Consider the following 13,611-nt stretch of genomic DNA (forward strand, 5'->3'; position numbering starts at 1 on the left):
GGAGGCCCCGTGGCCAGCAAGCACGTCGTCGTCCACGGTCAGGTGCAGGGAGTCTTCTACCGGTCGAGCGCGCGGGACACCGCGAACGGGCTCGGCGTCACCGGATGGGTGCGCAACCGCGACGACGGCACCGTCGAGATGCTCGTCGAGGGCGACGAGGACGCCGTCGACCGCATGATCGCCTGGGCCCGCGAGGGGTCGCCGCAGGCCCGGGTCAGCGACGTCGAGGTCAGCGACACCGAGCCGCAGGGGTCGCGGTCGTTCGAGGAGACGTGAGGACCACCGCCCTCCAGGTCCGCCGCTTCCGCCTGCGCCGCCAGCACCTCGCCGACCGTGACGGCGAGGGGCCGGTGGCGATCGCGCGCCGGCTGCTCGGCGTGCAGGCGCAGGTGCCCTCGGCCGCGGCGCAGGCGGTCGCGTCGCGCACGGCCACGGGCCGCGCCGACGACGGCACCGTCGACGCCGCGCTCGCCGCCGGCACGCTCGTGCGCACGTGGTCGGCGCGCGGCACGCTCCACCTGCTCGCCGCCGACCAGGCGCCCGCCCTGCTCGCGCTCCTCGCCGCGGCGCGGACCTGGGACAAGGGCTCCTGGCAGCGCGAGTTCGCGACCGCCGAGCAGATGCGCGCGCTCGAGGCCGCGGTGGTCGAGGTGCTCGCCGACGGCGCCGTGCTCACCCGCGAGGAGCTCACCGCCGCCCTCGTCGCCCACAGCGGCCACACCGACCTCTCCGCGGCGCTCGGGTCGGGCTGGGGCGCGGTGCTCAAGCCGCTGGCCTGGCAGGGGCTGCTCTGCCACGGCCCGCCGACCGGCACCCGCGTGACGTTCACGAGCCCGCGCACCGCGGTCCGCGACTGGCCCGGCCTGCCCGACCCCGACGACGCCGCGCGCACGGTCGTGCCCGCCTTCCTCGCCGCCCACGGCCCGGCGACGCCCACCGCGTTCGACGCCTGGCTCCTGCGCGGCGGGACCCCGAAGGCGCGGCTGCGGCGCTGGTTCGCCGACCTGGTCGCCGACGGCACGCTCACCGAGGTCACCGTCGACGGCGGGACCCGCCACGCGCGCACCGCCGACCTCGACGACCTGGACGGTGCCGGCCCCGTCGACCGGCGCCTCCTCGGCCCCTTCGACCCCTACGTGCTCGGCGCAGGAACCGCCGACCCGGACCTCGTGCCGCCCGGGCACCGCCGCGAGGTGAGCCGCGCCGCGGGCTGGATCGCGCCGGTGGTCGTGGACGACGGCCGGGTGGTGGCCACCTGGAGCGCCGACGACGGCCGCCTCGCCGTCACCCCGTTCGAGGATCCCGTCGCCGTGCCGGAGGCGGAGCGCGCGACGTGGAGCCGTGTGCTGGGCCGGGAGCTCACGGCGCCGGCGTGACCCCCGTACGCCCGCCGTCGACGGCGAGCGTCACCACCAGGCCCGCGTGGTCGGTGCCCGGTGGCTCGCGGGTGAGCACGTCGACCGGGCTCGCGGGCCCCGACACGAGGACGTGGTCGATCGCCGCGAACGGCGGGACGGCCCGGTCGGTCGGCCAGGTGCCCCGCAGGCCGGCGCCGACGGCGTCGGCCGCGTCCTCCCACGGGCCGGCGAGCAGCGTGCGCAGCGGGCGGTGGTCCAGGGTGGCGTTGAGGTCGCCGACGATCAGGCGCGGCGGCTCGCCCGACGACGCCGGGGCCGGGAGCTCGGCGATCTCCCGCGCCCAGCCCTCCGGGTCGTCGCGGAAGACCGGCGCCGCGGGGTGGGCGACGACGACGTCGACGGGCCCGCCGGGCGCGAGGAGCCGGCCCTCGACCTGCGCGAACACGCCCTCGCGCAGGACGATCCCGGACGGCGCGAGCGGCTGGCGGGCCAGCAGCGCGGTGCCGCCCGCCCCGCGGCGGGCGCGCGAGCTGACGAACGGCAGCTCCGCGGTCAGGCCCGCCGCCGCGAGCGCGCGCTCCGACGCGGGCGTCAGCTCGGTCAGCCCGAGGACGTCGACGCGGTGCTCGCGGACCAGGGCCACCACGGACGCCGGGTCCGCCCGCCCGAACTGCAGGTTCACCGACGCCACCGTCACCGTCGCGCTGCCGGGACGGCCGGGCGGGACGGCCGGGTCGTCGTCGCCGAGGGCCCGCGGGACGACCACGACCGCGAGGACGACGGCCGCCACCAGCGCGACGACCGCGGGCACCCACCGGCGCAGAACCCCGGCGAGCACCGCCACCACCACCGCGAGCGCGGCGACGATCGGCGTCAGGGCGAGCAGGGCGAAGGCCGCCGCGGAACCCGTCGGGGCCCACCACCAGAACGGCACCCAGGCCGCCACGACCGCGGCGGCGACCCCGAGCAGGGCGGTGACCAGCCGCGCCACGGTCAGACCGGTGCCACGCGCTCGAGGCGCAGGAGCTCCACGCCGGCGCTGTCGACGAGCCGGCCGGTCTCCTCGTAGCCCGCGCGCCGGTAGAGGCGCAGGTTCTCGTCGCTGCGTGCACCCGTGACCAGCCAGCTCACGTCGCCGGCCGCGAGCTCGGCGTGGGCGCGCTCCATCAGCGCGCGCCCGATGCCGTGCCCCTGCGCGTCGGGCGCGACGGAGTACCGGGCGAGCTCGACGCACCCCGACCCGGTGCCGACGCCGCCCCCGCGCAGGCGCACCGACCCGACCAGGCGCTCCCCGACCCACGCGCCGAAGGCCCGGACGTCGGGACGCCCGAGGTCCGCGGCGAGCTCGGCGACCGTCTCGCGCAGCGGAGGGATCTCGGTGGTGCCGTAGCGGCGCGCCTCGGAGAGGTAGGCCGCGTACTGCACGGTCAGCGCCTCGCCGGCGTCGGCCGCGTCGAGCACGGCGACGACGCAGGGCGCGAGGGGCATCGGCCTCAGCCGACCTCGGCCATGACCTCGTCGGAGGCGTCGAAGTTCGAGTAGACGTTCTGGACGTCGTCGGAGTCCTCGAGCGCGTCGATGATCCGCAGCACCTTGCGGGCCCCGTCGGCGTCGACCTCGACGTTCATCGACGGCACGAACGACACCTCGGCGGAGTCGTAGTCGATGTCCGCCTCCTGCAGGGCGGTCCGCACGGTGACGAGGTCGGAGGCCTCCGTGAGCACCTCGAAGCTCTCGCCGTAGTCGTTGACCTCCTCGGCGCCCGCCTCGAGCACGGCGAGCAGGAGGTCGTCCTCGGCGAGCTCGCCGGACGCCTGCGCCTTGGGGACGATGATGACGCCCTTGCGGTTGAACAGGTACGCCACCGAGCCCGGGTCCGCCATGGCCCCGCCGTTGCGGTTCATGGCCGTGCGGACCTCGCCCGCGGCCCGGTTCTTGTTGTCGGTGAGGCACTCGATGAGCACCGCGATGCCGCCCGGGGCGTAGCCCTCGTAGGTGATCGCCTGGTAGTCGGCCCCGCCGGCCTCGGCACCCGACCCGCGCTTGACGGCGCGGTCGATGTTGTCGTTGGGCACCGAGGTCTTCTTCGCCTTCTGGATGGCGTCGTAGAGCGTCGGGTTGGCCGACGGGTCACCGCCGCCGGTGCGGGCCGCGACCTCGATGTTCTTGATCAGCTTCGCGAACATCTTGCCGCGCTTCGCGTCGATCGCGGCCTTCTTGTGCTTCGTGGTCGCCCACTTGGAGTGGCCGCTCATCGTCTCCCGCCCTTCGTCTCGCGCGTCCGTCTCGCGGGACCTCCCGCGGCGCCGCTCCCGGGGGCCCGGCCGGCACTGACGCGCGGCTCACCGCCGCGCACGCATCCAACGATCCAGTCTACCGAGGTCCTCGCCGTGGCTCCGGGACGGTACGGTGCCGACACAGCTGAGTATCAGTGCGATACCCAGAAGAGACACCCCGACGAGACCCCCGGACGACAGGGAGCCCGATGGACGTCACCACGCGCGAGCGCACCCACACCTGGTCGGACCCGCGGGCGCTCGCCGCCGAGGCGACCGGCCGCGACGGGCTCGCCTTCCTGCAGGCCATGGCCGACGGGACGCTGCCCCCGCCCCCGATCATGACGCTGGTCGGCGGCGGCATCGAGTCCGTCGAGCGCGGCCGCGTCGTGTTCACGCTCGACCCCGCCGAGTACCACTACAACCCGATCGGCTCGGTGCACGGCGGCGTCTACGCGACGTTCCTCGACTCCGCCACCGGCTGCGCGGTGCAGAGCACCCTCGAGGCCGGCGTCGGCTACACCAGCCTCGACCTGTCGGTGAAGTTCCTGCGCCGCCTCACCGCCGACTCCGGCACCTGCCGCGCCACCGGCCACGTCGTGCACGCCGGACGCCGTACCGCGCTGGCCCGCGCGGAGCTGGTCGACGGCGCCGGGCGGCTGGTGGCCGAGGCGACGTCGAGCTGTTTGATCCTGCCCGGCTAGGGAGACCCGCCGCGGAGTGGCGCCGGGCGTGTGGTGGGCTCGATCCGCCGGGCGCCGTGGACGAAGGGTCGAGATGGATCGAGGGAGACGCAGCGCAGCGGAGCTCGACCCGTCGCGGGGGTTGCTCGCCGCGGTCCTCGCGGTCCTCGCGGTCCTCGCGGTCCTCGCGTTCGTCGCCGCGTGCGGTGGCGGCGCGGCCGCCCCCACCCCGCCGGCGGGGCCCCCGGACCCGGCCCGGACCGCCTCGGCCGGCCCCGGTGACGGTCCCGCGCCGGCCGGTGCCGCGACCGAGGGCCTGGTGTCGACGCCGGTGACCGTGCCGCCCGGGCTCGGCGCGGAACCGTTCGACACCGCGCGCCAGGCCCTCGTGCCGGCCGGCTGGTCGATCGCGGTGTGGGCGCGCGTGCCCGGCGCCCGGCTCGCGGCGTTCGCCCCGGACGGCGCGCTGCTCGTCTCGCGTCCCGGTGCCGGCGAGGTGGTGCGCCTCGTCGCCGGGCCCGGGGGCACGACGAGCACGCCCCTGGTCGGCGGCCTGACCCAGCCGCACGGGCTGTGGTTCTCGGGCTCGACGCTCTACGTCGCGGAGAGCGACGCGGTGCGGTCGTACCCGTACGCCGGCGGGCGGCTCGGAGAGGCGACGACGGTCGTCGACGGCCTGCCCGACGCGCGCAGCCCCGACCTGCGTGGGGCCTACGCCCACGCGCTCAAGAGCGTCGCGGTGGGCCCGGACGGCTCGGTGTACGTCTCGGTCGGGTCGACCGGCAACGTCTCGCCGCAGGACCGCGAGTCGACGCCGCAGCGCGCCGCGATCCTGCGCGTCCCGCCCGAGGGCGGGCCCGCCGAGCCCTTCGCCCGCGGCGTGCGCAACGGCACCGGGCTCGCCGTCGCCCCCGACGGTGCCGTCTGGTCCGCCGTGAACAACCGCGACAACATCCCGTTCCCCTACGACCGGCCCTACGGCGAGGACGACGGCTCGGCCCGCGGCCGGGTGATCCCCGACTACGTCGACGACCACCCGCCCGAGGAGCTCGTGCGCCTCTACCCGGGACGCGACGTGGGCTGGCCGTACTGCAACCCCGACCCCGACGTCGACCCGGGCGTCCCGAACAGCGCGCTGGACCCCTCCGACGTCCCGTTCGTCGCCGACGCCGAGACCAACCCGGACGGGCGGGCGCTGGAGTGCGCGACCCTCACGCCGGTCGAGCAGACGATGGGCGCGCACTCCGCGCCGCTCGGGATGGCGTTCGGGACGCTGCCCGCGCCGTACGGGCAGGGCGCGCTGGTCGGGGTGCACGGCTCGTGGAACCGGCAGACGCCGCGGGCGCCCGAGGTGTCGTTCTACCGCTGGCGGGGCGGCGGCCTCGACGGCCAGCGCACGCTCGTCGGCGGCTTCCAGGGCCCCGACGGCTCGCGCTGGGGGCGCCCGGTCGCGGCCGTGCCCGGCCCGGACGGCGCCGTGTACGTCACCGACGACGGCGCCGACGCCGTCTACCGGGTGGCGCCGCCGGGGCGCTGACGGGGAGCGGTTCCGGTTGGTCGTGCCCCACCGTTTGTGGCGCGCGCGGGCCGGGCACGAGACCCCCGTCACGACCACGGAGGGGACCCCATGAGCGAGCAGATCACCGTCACCCGCACCGTCGACGCCAAGCCCGACCAGCTGTTCTCGCTGCTGGCGACGCCGGGGCGTCACCACGAGTTCGACGGGGCGGGCATGCTCCAGGGCGTCGAGGGCAACGCGACGGTCAGCGGCGTCGGCGACCAGTTCGTCATGAACATGCGCAACGACGCGCTGGGCGACTACCAGATGCTCAACACCGTCACCACCTACGAGCAGGACCGCGAGATCGCCTGGGCGCCGCAGCTGCACCCGCTCGACGGCTACACCGACAAGCTCGGCGACGTGGAGGGCAAGGGCCACGTGTGGCGCTGGCGGCTCGAGCCGTCCGGCACGGGCACCGAGGTCACCCAGACCTACGACTGGAGCGGTGTCCGGGACGAGCAGTTCAAGGGCTTCTTCCCGCTGGTCACCGAGGAGCAGATGGGGCAGACGATCGACCGGGTCGCCGAGGCCGCCACCTCCTGAGCGACCTCCCGGTCGTCAGCCGGGGTCCGGGCCGCGCGCGCCGGGCCCCGGCGTGCTGCGGACCCGGTCGCCGGCGCCGACGCGGTGGCCGGCGGCGCACTCGGCCACCAGCGTCACCGGCTCCCCGCAGCCCTCGTGGCGCACCACCACCGGCGGCTCGTCGGCGCGGTGCCGGTCGCCGTACTCCATGAGCGCCATGAGCACCGGGCGCAGGTCCTGCCCGGCGTCGGTGAGGCGGTACTCGCGGCGGGTCCGACGCCCCGGCTCGCGGTACTCCGCGGTCTCCACGAGCCCCGCCTCCGCCAGCGCCGCGAGACGCCGGGCGAGGACCGTGCGCGCGATCCCGAGGTGGGCGACGAGGTCGTCGAAGCGTCGCACGCCGTGCAGCAGGTCACGGACGACGAGCACCGTCCACGGCTCGCCGAGCACCGTCATCGTGCGCGCGATCGAGCAGGCGCCGCTGTCGAGGTCGCGCCAGCGCAGGGGTACCTCCGTCATGCCGAGACCTCCCGCACCAGCTCGATCGCCCGCGCCAGCGTCTCCAGGCGCGCCGTGAGGTCCGCCCCGGCGGGGTAGAGCCGCACCGTCGTGATCCCCGCGTCGCGCCACACCCGCAGCCGCGCGCGCACCCCGTCCTCGGTGCCGATCAGCGTCGTCGCGACGACCATGTCCCGCGGCACCGCGGCAGCCGCGTCCTCCCGCCGCCCCGCCTGCCACAGCGCGCGGACCTCCGCGGCGACGTCGGCGAAGCCCTGGCGGGCGTAGGCGTCGTGGTAGAAGTTCCGCGTCGCCGAGCCCATGCCGCCGAGGCTGAACGCGAGGCCCGCGCGCCGGTCGTCGAGCATGGTCGCGAGCTCGGCCTCGTCCCGCGCGAACGCGACCTCGGCGCCCTGGCACAGGTCGAGGTCCGCGAGCGTGCGCCCGGCCGCCGCCGCGCCCGCGGCCAGCGGCTCCAGCGACGTGGCCGCCCCCTCCGGCACGAAGCTCGTGCCGAGCCAGCCGTCGGCGACCTCGCCGGTCAGGTGCAGCATCCGCGGCGACAGGGTGGCGAGGTGGATCGGGACGCGGACGTCGGCGGACACCGACACCCGCATCGGCCGGGCCTCGCCGCCGGGCAGCGGGAGCGTCACGTGCCGGCCGTCGTAGGTGACCTTCTCCCCCGCCATCACCCGGCGGACCACCTCGACGGTCTCGCGCATGCGCCCCAGCGGGTGGGCGAACGGCACGCCGTGCAGGCCCTCGAGCACCTGCGGCCCCGAGCTGCCCAGGCCGAGCAGGAAGCGGCCCTGCGACATGGTCTGCAGGGTCAGCGCGGTCTGCGCGATCAGCGCCGGCGACCGGGTGCCGACCTGCACGATGCCCGACCCGAGCATCATCCCCTCGGTGCGCGCGGCGAGGTAGCCCAGCGGCGACGGCGCGTCCGAGCCCCACGCCTCGGCCACCCAGCACACGTCGAGCCCGAGGCGCTCGGCCTCGACGACGAAGTCGACCGTCTCGCCCCACGGCGCGCCGGAGGCCTCGATGGTCGTCGCCGTCCTCATCGCGCCCTCACCGCTCGGCGCGCTCCTTGATCCCGGCCAGCGTGCGCTCGATGCTCTGCTGCCACTCGCGCACGCGCCCGGCGACGATGCGCTCCTCCTTGTCGGGCATGCGCTCGATGACGCCGTTGAGGTTCGACGGCCCCGGCCCCATCCGGGCCCACTGGCGCAGCTCCGTGCCGTCGGCGGTGGGCGTGAGCGTGAAGCGCCACGTCGCGGTGGGGTTGTCGGGGTCCATGACCACCCAGGAGAAGCAGCGGGCCTCGTCACACTCGACGACCGTCGAGACCGTCTCCCACTCGCCGGCCTGCGGGTGGGCGTTGCGGCCGCGGAAGCGATGGCCGACCGCCGGCTCCTCGCCCTCGCCCGGCCCGTCCGGAGCCGGGAGCCAGTGCGCCTCCTGCAGCTCCTCGGAGGTCTCGGCGACGACCCCGATGTCCCTGACCAGCGGCCACACCCGCGCGGGCGGCGCCGCGACGTGGACGGACGCCTCGACGGTGGGGCAGTCGGCGTAGCGCACGGGCGTCCTCCTCGGGCGTCGACAACGGCGTCGCGAGGAGCCTACCGAGCTGGGTGCGTCCCCGATATCCAGCGACGGAGTCATGCACCGACGCGCATGGCCAGGACGCCCGCCGCGGGGTGTGCGAGCCTGCCCGCCGGCTCCACGCGGCTGATCCGCGACCGCCTCACCCCGCGGACGTGACGCGGTCGCGGACCTGGCGCAGGAACAGGTCGTGGAGGCGGGCGTCGCCGGTCTGCTCGGGGTGGAACGCCGTGGCCAGCACCGGGCCCTGGCGGACGGCGACGATCTTGCCGGACGCCGGGCCCCGCACCGTCCCGGGCACGCGGGCGAGCACCTCGACGCCGCGTCCCGTCGACTCGACCCACGGCGCGCGGATGAACACCGCCCGCACGGGGCCGCCGGCGATGCCGGTGACCGCGAGGTCGGTCTCGAACGACTGCACCTGACGCCCGAACGCGTTGCGGCGCACGGTGATGTCGAGCGCGCCGAGCTGGTGCTGGTCGGGGCGCGCGTCGACGGCCTCGCGGGCCAGCAGGATCATCCCGGCGCACGACCCGAACGCCGGCATCCCGGCGCGCAGGCGCTCGCGCAGGGGCTCGAGCAGCTCGAACGCCTCGAGCAGCTTCGACAGCGTCGTCGACTCGCCGCCCGGCAGCACGAGGCCCGCGACCTCGGCGAGCTCCGACGGGCGGCGCACCGGTCGGGCGTCCGCCCCGCACGCACGCAGGGCGTCGAGGTGCTCGGGGACGTTGCCCTGGAGGGCCAGGACGCCGACGGGTGCGCTCACGCCCTCCAGTCTAGGAACCCGTCAGCGCGGCAGGACGAGACGCAGCACGCGCTGGGTCGCCGACGTCGCCGCGTGGCCCCACGCGCTGATCGGGGCGGTGACCACGGACTTCGCGCCCCGGCTCCAGGCGTCGATCGGGGCCTCGGCGATCGAGCTCGCGGCCCGCGTCCACGCCGTGATCGGGGACAGCGCGACGGCGGTCACGCCCTCGTCCCACGCCTTCACGGGCGTCTCGACGTAGATCCGCACGGCGCGCGTCCAGACCTCGAGCGGTGTCAGGGGGCGGCTCATGCTCCCCCACGCTACGGACCGGGGAGCCCCGGCCCGGCCCGGCGGAGCGCGCCGCTCGCATCCGGGTCAACGGTCTCCCGCACCCAGGCGTGCGACCGCGTCCGCCCCGTACCCCGCCGCCCGCAGCGGCGCCGACACGTCCCGCTCGAGGTCGGGGCGGTAGCCGGCGAGGACGTCGGCCGGCCCCTCGACGGTGACCGACCCGAGCGCCGCCGGCAGCAGCACCGACCGCCCGCGACCCAGGCCCTCGACGTGGTCGCCGACCCGCAGCCGCACCGGGGCGCCGACGTTGGTCAGCACCGTCGCCGAGGCGACGTCGATCGCGGCGCGCCGGGCGACGCGCCAGCGGTCGAGGGCGAAGTACGGCCCGGCGGTGAGCACCACCCGCGAGACGCCGTCGTCGACGTCGATCGCGAGCCCGGGCCGGAACTCCGGGCGCGGCGCGGGGTCCCACTCCGCGAGCAGCGCCTCGATGTTCGCCCGCTGCTCGCCGGGCGGGACCGGCGAGCCGTCCTCCATGTGCCAGGGCATCGCGTGCTGCACGACGTCGGAGGTCTGCTCGATCTCGTGCACGAGGGTGTCGGGGCCGAACGAGTGCAGCGTCCCGCCCGGCACGTAGATGGTCTCGCCCGCGCGCACCGGCAGGCGGCGCAGCACGTCGTCGAAGTCGCCCGCGAGCAGGGCCTCGCGCAGGCGGTCGGCGTCGACGCCGGGCTGCGTGCCGCACAGCGCGGTCGCTCCGGGCGCGGCGTCCAGGACGTGCCAGGCCTCGGTCTTGCCCGTCGGCGTGCCCTCGAGCCGCCGGGCGGTCTCGTCGTCGGCGTGCAGGTGGACCGGGAGCGTGCCCGCGGCGTCGATGAGCTTGGTGAGGAACGGGAAGACCGCGTCGTCGCAGCCCGGCCCGAGGAGCTCCTCGGGCCAGGTCGCGACCAGCTCGCGCAGCGGCCGCCCGGCGAGCGGCCCGTCGACGACCACCGACGCCGTCCCGTCGACGTCGCTGACCTCCCACGCCTCGGCGATCCGGCCGCCGGGCAGGTCGTCGCGGCCCAGGCGGTCGACGATCGCGCGCCCGCCGAAGACGTGGCGCGCGACCGGGGTGGACAGGTGCAGTGGCAGTGAGGGCGGCCGCCGGGCCGTCACAGGATCGGTGTCCCGCCGGTGACCGCGATCCGGGCCCCCGAGACGTAGCTCGCCTCGTCGGAGGCCAGCATCACGTACACCGGGGCGAGCTCGACGGGCTGGCCCGCGCGCCCCAGCGGCGTGTCCTGGCCGAAGGATTCGACGGCCTCGGCGGGCATCGTCGCGGGGATCAGCGGGGTCCAGATCGGGCCGGGCGCGACGCTGTTGGCGCGGATGCCGCGGTCGCCGTACTGGCGGGCCAGCGCGGCGGTGAAGTTGGCGATGCCGGCCTTCGTCGTGTCGTAGGCGATGAGCCCGGGCGGCGGGTTGTCGGAGTTGATCGACGTCGTGTTGATGATCGACGCCCCCGCGCCGAGGTGGGGCAGCGCGGCCTTCGTGATGTGGAACATCGCATCGAGGTTGGTGGCGATCGTGCGGTCCCACTCCTCGTCCGGGATGTCCTCGAGGCGGTCGCGGACCATCTGGAACGCCGCGTTGTTGACCAGCACGTCGAGGCGGCCGAACTCCTCGACGGTGCGGGCGACGAGGTCGCGGCACGCCTGCGGGTCGGTGAGGTCGCCGGGCAGACGCAGCGCGCGGCGGCCCGCGTCGGTGACGAGGCGCTCGACCTCCTTGCCGTCCTCCTCCTCGGCCGGCAGGTGCCCGAACGCGACGTCGGCGCCCTCGCGGGCGAAGGCGATCGCGACGGCCCGCCCGATGCCGCTGTCGCCGCCCGTGATCAGCGCGACCTTGCCGGTCAGCCGGCCGGAGCCGGTGTAGCTCTCCTCGCCGCAGTCGCTCGGCGGCGTCATCGCGTGCTCGTACCCGGGGTGCTCCTGCTGGTGACCACTCATCCGGTGGGGGTCACCGATCGGGCGGCGCGATATCCGTCTAGCCGCCGGTCCCGCCCGGATCCCCGAAGCGGGCCCGGTACTCGTCGAGGTGCTGGGAGGCGCACATGCGCTCCTCCTGCTGGCCCTGGGCCTGGGCCATGCACTCGTCGAGGGTCAGGCCCTCGCCGAACGTGCCGATGCCGAGCAGGCCGGGCACGACCAGCCACGCCCCGACGATCAGCCCCACGAGGGCGAGCACGAAGCCACCGAGCGACATCCCGCCGCTGCGCTGCGGGTCGTGGAACGCGCGCCGCGAGCCGATGAACCCCACGACCAGCCCGACCAGGCCCAGCACGAGGGCGACCCAGCCCAGCCAGTCCATGCCGGCCCACAGGGCCGCGGTCAGCCCCGTCCCCGCGGCGACGAGGCCGAGGGCGAGCGCGGCGGTGCCGAGCCCGCCGTCGCGCTCACGCGGGTCCCGCTGGTCGCGGTCCTGCCGGGCAGGGGGCGGCGCCGACGTCATGCCGGCATCGTGCCAGCGGCCCTCACTCGGCGGCGTTCGGGTAGCGCTGGTTGAACTCGGCGAGGTGCTGCGACTTGCACATGTGCATCTCGCGCGCCGTCGTCGACTGGGCCATGCACTGGTCGAGCGTCAGCCCGTCGCCGAACCCGCCGGAGCCGAAGAGCGTCGGCCACACGACGACCGCGCCGACGACGAGCCCGACGGCGCCCGCGACGAGCCCGCCGAGCGACGACGCGCCGTCCGTCGCGAGGTCGTGGAACGCGCGCCGCGCCCCCAGGTAGCCGGCGATCACCGCGGGCAGCCCCAGCACCACGCCCGCCCAGCCGGTCCAGCACGTGGCGGCGGCGAGCAGGCCGAGCACCAGCGCCGGGGTGCCCATGCCGTTGCGCCGGGTGGGCTCCTCGACCGGTTCGGGCTCCTCGGCGGGCTGCCGGCGGGCAGGGGCGGGTGCGGCGGGGGGCTGGTCCCCCACCGCCCGCATCACGTCGGTCCGGGCGTCCGGGTCGACGGGTGCCTCCGACGGGGGCTGCGACGGGGCCTGCGCCTGTCCCTGGAGGTCGACCAGCCGGCGCGGGGAGCCGTGCGAGGTGGTCATCGTGCCGATCGTCCCACGCGCCGGTGTGATCGTCCGGTGAGCCTCACCAGCCGCGGGTGGCGAGCCGCTCCGAGTCGGGCATGTCGGCGGTGGTGCGCCCGACCATCGCCTCGCCGAGCCCCGCCGAGACCTTGGCGATGACGTCCGGGTCGTCGTGGAAGGTCGTCGCCCGCACGATCGCCTCGGCGCGGCGCGCCGGGTCGCCGGACTTGAAGATGCCCGAGCCGACGAACACGCCCTCGGCGCCGAGCTGCATCATCATCGCGGCGTCGGCGGGGGTCGCGATGCCGCCCGCGGTGAACAGCACCACCGGCAGGCGCCCGGACTCGGCGACCTCCTGCACCAGCGTCACCGGCGCGCGCAGCTCCTTGGCGGCGGCGTAGAGCTCCTGGGCGTCCATGCGCGACAGCGCCCGGATCTCCGACCGGATCGCCCGCATGTGCCGGGTGGCCTCGACGACGTTGCCGGTGCCGGCCTCGCCCTTCGAGCGGATCATCGCCGCGCCCTCGCCGATGCGCCGCAGCGCCTCGCCGAGGTTGGTCGCCCCGCACACGAACGGCACGGTGAACGCCCACTTGTCGATGTGGTGGGCCTCGTCGGCGGGGGTGAGCACCTCGGACTCGTCGACGTAGTCGACGCCGAGCGACTGCAGCACCTGCGCCTCGACGAAGTGGCCGATGCGGGCCTTGGCCATCACCGGGATCGAGACGGCGTCGACGATGCCGCGCACCATGTCGGGGTCGGACATCCGGGCGACACCCCCGTCGGCGCGGATGTCGGCGGGCACGCGCTCGAGGGCCATGACGGCCACGGCGCCGGCGTCCTCGGCGATCCTCGCCTGCTCGGGGGTGACCACGTCCATGATCACGCCGCCCTTGAGCATGTCGGCGAGGCCGCGCTTGACCCCTCCGGTGCCGGTGGTGTGAGCGGTGTCGGGCCTGGTCACGGTGGTCCTCCGGTGCGCGTACGACGGCTGTGTCG

The 13,611-nt window shown here is 75.9% G+C and carries 18 protein-coding genes; 5 read left to right on the plus strand and 13 right to left on the minus strand.

Features of this window, described 5'->3' with window-relative positions; all coding sequences use genetic code 11:
* Positions 1-9 precede the first annotated feature (9 nt).
* Together PGB27_RS06700 and PGB27_RS06705 are read left to right on the plus strand one after the other, a co-directional pair.
* Positions 10-276: an acylphosphatase gene (locus tag PGB27_RS06700; RefSeq protein ID WP_274199561.1), complete on the plus strand. Its 267-nt coding sequence runs from the start codon at positions 10-12 to the stop codon at positions 274-276.
* Positions 273-1,376 carry a winged helix DNA-binding domain-containing protein gene (locus tag PGB27_RS06705; RefSeq protein ID WP_274199562.1) on the plus strand — a complete coding sequence of 368 codons (1,104 nt, stop codon included), beginning with the start codon at positions 273-275 and terminating at the stop codon, positions 1,374-1,376. The genes PGB27_RS06700 and PGB27_RS06705 overlap by 4 nt, the downstream gene beginning before the upstream one ends.
* Here PGB27_RS06705 and PGB27_RS06710 read toward each other — a convergent pair.
* From PGB27_RS06710 to PGB27_RS06720, 3 genes are read right to left on the minus strand one after another with little or no spacing between them, the layout of a single operon-like run.
* Positions 1,360-2,349, minus strand: a complete 990-nt coding sequence (locus PGB27_RS06710; RefSeq protein ID WP_274199563.1) for an endonuclease/exonuclease/phosphatase family protein — start codon at positions 2,347-2,349, stop codon at positions 1,360-1,362. The genes PGB27_RS06705 and PGB27_RS06710 overlap by 17 nt on opposite strands.
* 2 nt (positions 2,350-2,351) lie before the next feature.
* Positions 2,352-2,846 (minus strand): GNAT family N-acetyltransferase, encoded by a 495-nt coding sequence (locus tag PGB27_RS06715; RefSeq protein ID WP_274199564.1) that lies wholly within the window; start codon positions 2,844-2,846, stop codon positions 2,352-2,354.
* A 5-nt stretch (positions 2,847-2,851) separates the two neighbouring features.
* Positions 2,852-3,613: a YebC/PmpR family DNA-binding transcriptional regulator gene (locus PGB27_RS06720; RefSeq protein WP_274199565.1), complete on the minus strand. Its 762-nt coding sequence runs from the start codon at positions 3,611-3,613 to the stop codon at positions 2,852-2,854.
* 176 nt (positions 3,614-3,789) lie between these two features.
* On the opposite strand from PGB27_RS06720, the gene PGB27_RS06725 reads away from it, so the two are divergent.
* The 3 genes from PGB27_RS06725 to PGB27_RS06735 all read left to right on the plus strand — a co-directional run bounded on the left by PGB27_RS06725 (position 3,790) and on the right by PGB27_RS06735 (position 6,421).
* The gene (locus PGB27_RS06725; protein ID WP_274199566.1) at positions 3,790-4,338 is read left to right on the plus strand and encodes a PaaI family thioesterase; all 549 of its coding nucleotides are present in this window, start codon (positions 3,790-3,792) and stop codon (positions 4,336-4,338) included.
* Between the two features lie 73 nt (positions 4,339-4,411).
* Positions 4,412-5,854 carry a PQQ-dependent sugar dehydrogenase gene (locus PGB27_RS06730; protein WP_274199567.1) on the plus strand — a complete coding sequence of 481 codons (1,443 nt, stop codon included), beginning with the start codon at positions 4,412-4,414 and terminating at the stop codon, positions 5,852-5,854.
* Between the two features lie 90 nt (positions 5,855-5,944).
* Positions 5,945-6,421 carry an SRPBCC family protein gene (locus PGB27_RS06735; RefSeq protein WP_274199568.1) on the plus strand — a complete coding sequence of 159 codons (477 nt, stop codon included), beginning with the start codon at positions 5,945-5,947 and terminating at the stop codon, positions 6,419-6,421.
* A gap of 15 nt (positions 6,422-6,436) precedes the next feature.
* Here PGB27_RS06735 and PGB27_RS06740 read toward each other — a convergent pair whose 3' ends face one another.
* The 10 genes from PGB27_RS06740 to pdxS form a co-directional block, all read right to left on the minus strand.
* Positions 6,437-6,919 carry a winged helix-turn-helix transcriptional regulator gene (locus PGB27_RS06740; protein ID WP_274199569.1) on the minus strand — a complete coding sequence of 161 codons (483 nt, stop codon included), beginning with the start codon at positions 6,917-6,919 and terminating at the stop codon, positions 6,437-6,439.
* Complete coding sequence (locus PGB27_RS06745) at positions 6,916-7,962, minus strand: LLM class flavin-dependent oxidoreductase (protein WP_274199570.1); 1,047 nt, start codon at positions 7,960-7,962, stop codon at positions 6,916-6,918. The genes PGB27_RS06740 and PGB27_RS06745 overlap by 4 nt, the downstream gene beginning before the upstream one ends.
* A 7-nt stretch (positions 7,963-7,969) precedes the next feature.
* The gene (locus PGB27_RS06750; RefSeq protein ID WP_274199571.1) at positions 7,970-8,479 is read right to left on the minus strand and encodes an SRPBCC family protein; all 510 of its coding nucleotides are present in this window, start codon (positions 8,477-8,479) and stop codon (positions 7,970-7,972) included.
* 166 nt (positions 8,480-8,645) lie between these two features.
* Positions 8,646-9,269 (minus strand): pyridoxal 5'-phosphate synthase glutaminase subunit PdxT, encoded by a 624-nt coding sequence (gene pdxT / locus PGB27_RS06755; RefSeq protein ID WP_274199572.1) that lies wholly within the window; start codon positions 9,267-9,269, stop codon positions 8,646-8,648.
* Between the two features lie 21 nt (positions 9,270-9,290).
* Positions 9,291-9,560, minus strand: coding sequence for a hypothetical protein (locus PGB27_RS06760; RefSeq protein ID WP_274199573.1), 270 nt, complete (start codon positions 9,558-9,560; stop codon positions 9,291-9,293).
* Between the two features lie 66 nt (positions 9,561-9,626).
* Complete coding sequence (locus PGB27_RS06765; protein WP_274199574.1) at positions 9,627-10,700, minus strand: class I mannose-6-phosphate isomerase; 1,074 nt, start codon at positions 10,698-10,700, stop codon at positions 9,627-9,629.
* A complete protein-coding gene (locus PGB27_RS06770; protein ID WP_274199575.1) occupies positions 10,697-11,533 on the minus strand; it encodes an SDR family oxidoreductase in 837 nt (278 codons plus the stop codon). The genes PGB27_RS06765 and PGB27_RS06770 overlap by 4 nt, the downstream gene beginning before the upstream one ends.
* A gap of 37 nt (positions 11,534-11,570) precedes the next feature.
* Positions 11,571-12,035: a hypothetical protein gene (locus PGB27_RS06775; protein WP_274199576.1), complete on the minus strand. Its 465-nt coding sequence runs from the start codon at positions 12,033-12,035 to the stop codon at positions 11,571-11,573.
* 22 nt (positions 12,036-12,057) lie between these two features.
* Positions 12,058-12,630 carry a hypothetical protein gene (locus PGB27_RS06780; RefSeq protein ID WP_274199577.1) on the minus strand — a complete coding sequence of 191 codons (573 nt, stop codon included), beginning with the start codon at positions 12,628-12,630 and terminating at the stop codon, positions 12,058-12,060.
* Between the two features lie 43 nt (positions 12,631-12,673).
* On the minus strand, positions 12,674-13,576 hold the full coding sequence (pdxS, locus tag PGB27_RS06785) for a pyridoxal 5'-phosphate synthase lyase subunit PdxS (RefSeq protein ID WP_274199578.1): 903 nt from the start codon (positions 13,574-13,576) through the stop codon (positions 12,674-12,676).
* Between the last annotated feature and the right edge of the window lie 35 nt (positions 13,577-13,611).

Origin of the sequence: Actinomycetospora lemnae (genome assembly GCF_028737315.1) — a bacterium.
GTDB classification, from domain to species: Bacteria; Actinomycetota; Actinomycetes; order Mycobacteriales; family Pseudonocardiaceae; genus Actinomycetospora; species Actinomycetospora lemnae.

Bases quoted from the DNA above. Each gene is read 5' to 3' on its own strand.
- PGB27_RS06715 (WP_274199564.1), bottom strand. From the start codon at position 2,846: ATGCCCCTCGCGCCCTGCGTCGTCGCCGTGCTCGACGCGGCCGACGCC.
- PGB27_RS06720 (WP_274199565.1), bottom strand. From the start codon at position 3,613: ATGAGCGGCCACTCCAAGTGGGCGACCACGAAGCACAAGAAGGCCGCG.
- PGB27_RS06730 (WP_274199567.1), top strand. From the start codon at position 4,412: ATGGATCGAGGGAGACGCAGCGCAGCGGAGCTCGACCCGTCGCGGGGG.
- PGB27_RS06735 (WP_274199568.1), top strand. From the start codon at position 5,945: ATGAGCGAGCAGATCACCGTCACCCGCACCGTCGACGCCAAGCCCGAC.
- PGB27_RS06740 (WP_274199569.1), bottom strand. From the start codon at position 6,919: ATGACGGAGGTACCCCTGCGCTGGCGCGACCTCGACAGCGGCGCCTGC.
- PGB27_RS06745 (WP_274199570.1), bottom strand. From the start codon at position 7,962: ATGAGGACGGCGACGACCATCGAGGCCTCCGGCGCGCCGTGGGGCGAG.
- PGB27_RS06760 (WP_274199573.1), bottom strand. From the start codon at position 9,560: ATGAGCCGCCCCCTGACACCGCTCGAGGTCTGGACGCGCGCCGTGCGG.
- PGB27_RS06770 (WP_274199575.1), bottom strand. From the start codon at position 11,533: ATGAGTGGTCACCAGCAGGAGCACCCCGGGTACGAGCACGCGATGACG.
- PGB27_RS06775 (WP_274199576.1), bottom strand. From the start codon at position 12,035: ATGACGTCGGCGCCGCCCCCTGCCCGGCAGGACCGCGACCAGCGGGAC.
- PGB27_RS06780 (WP_274199577.1), bottom strand. From the start codon at position 12,630: ATGACCACCTCGCACGGCTCCCCGCGCCGGCTGGTCGACCTCCAGGGA.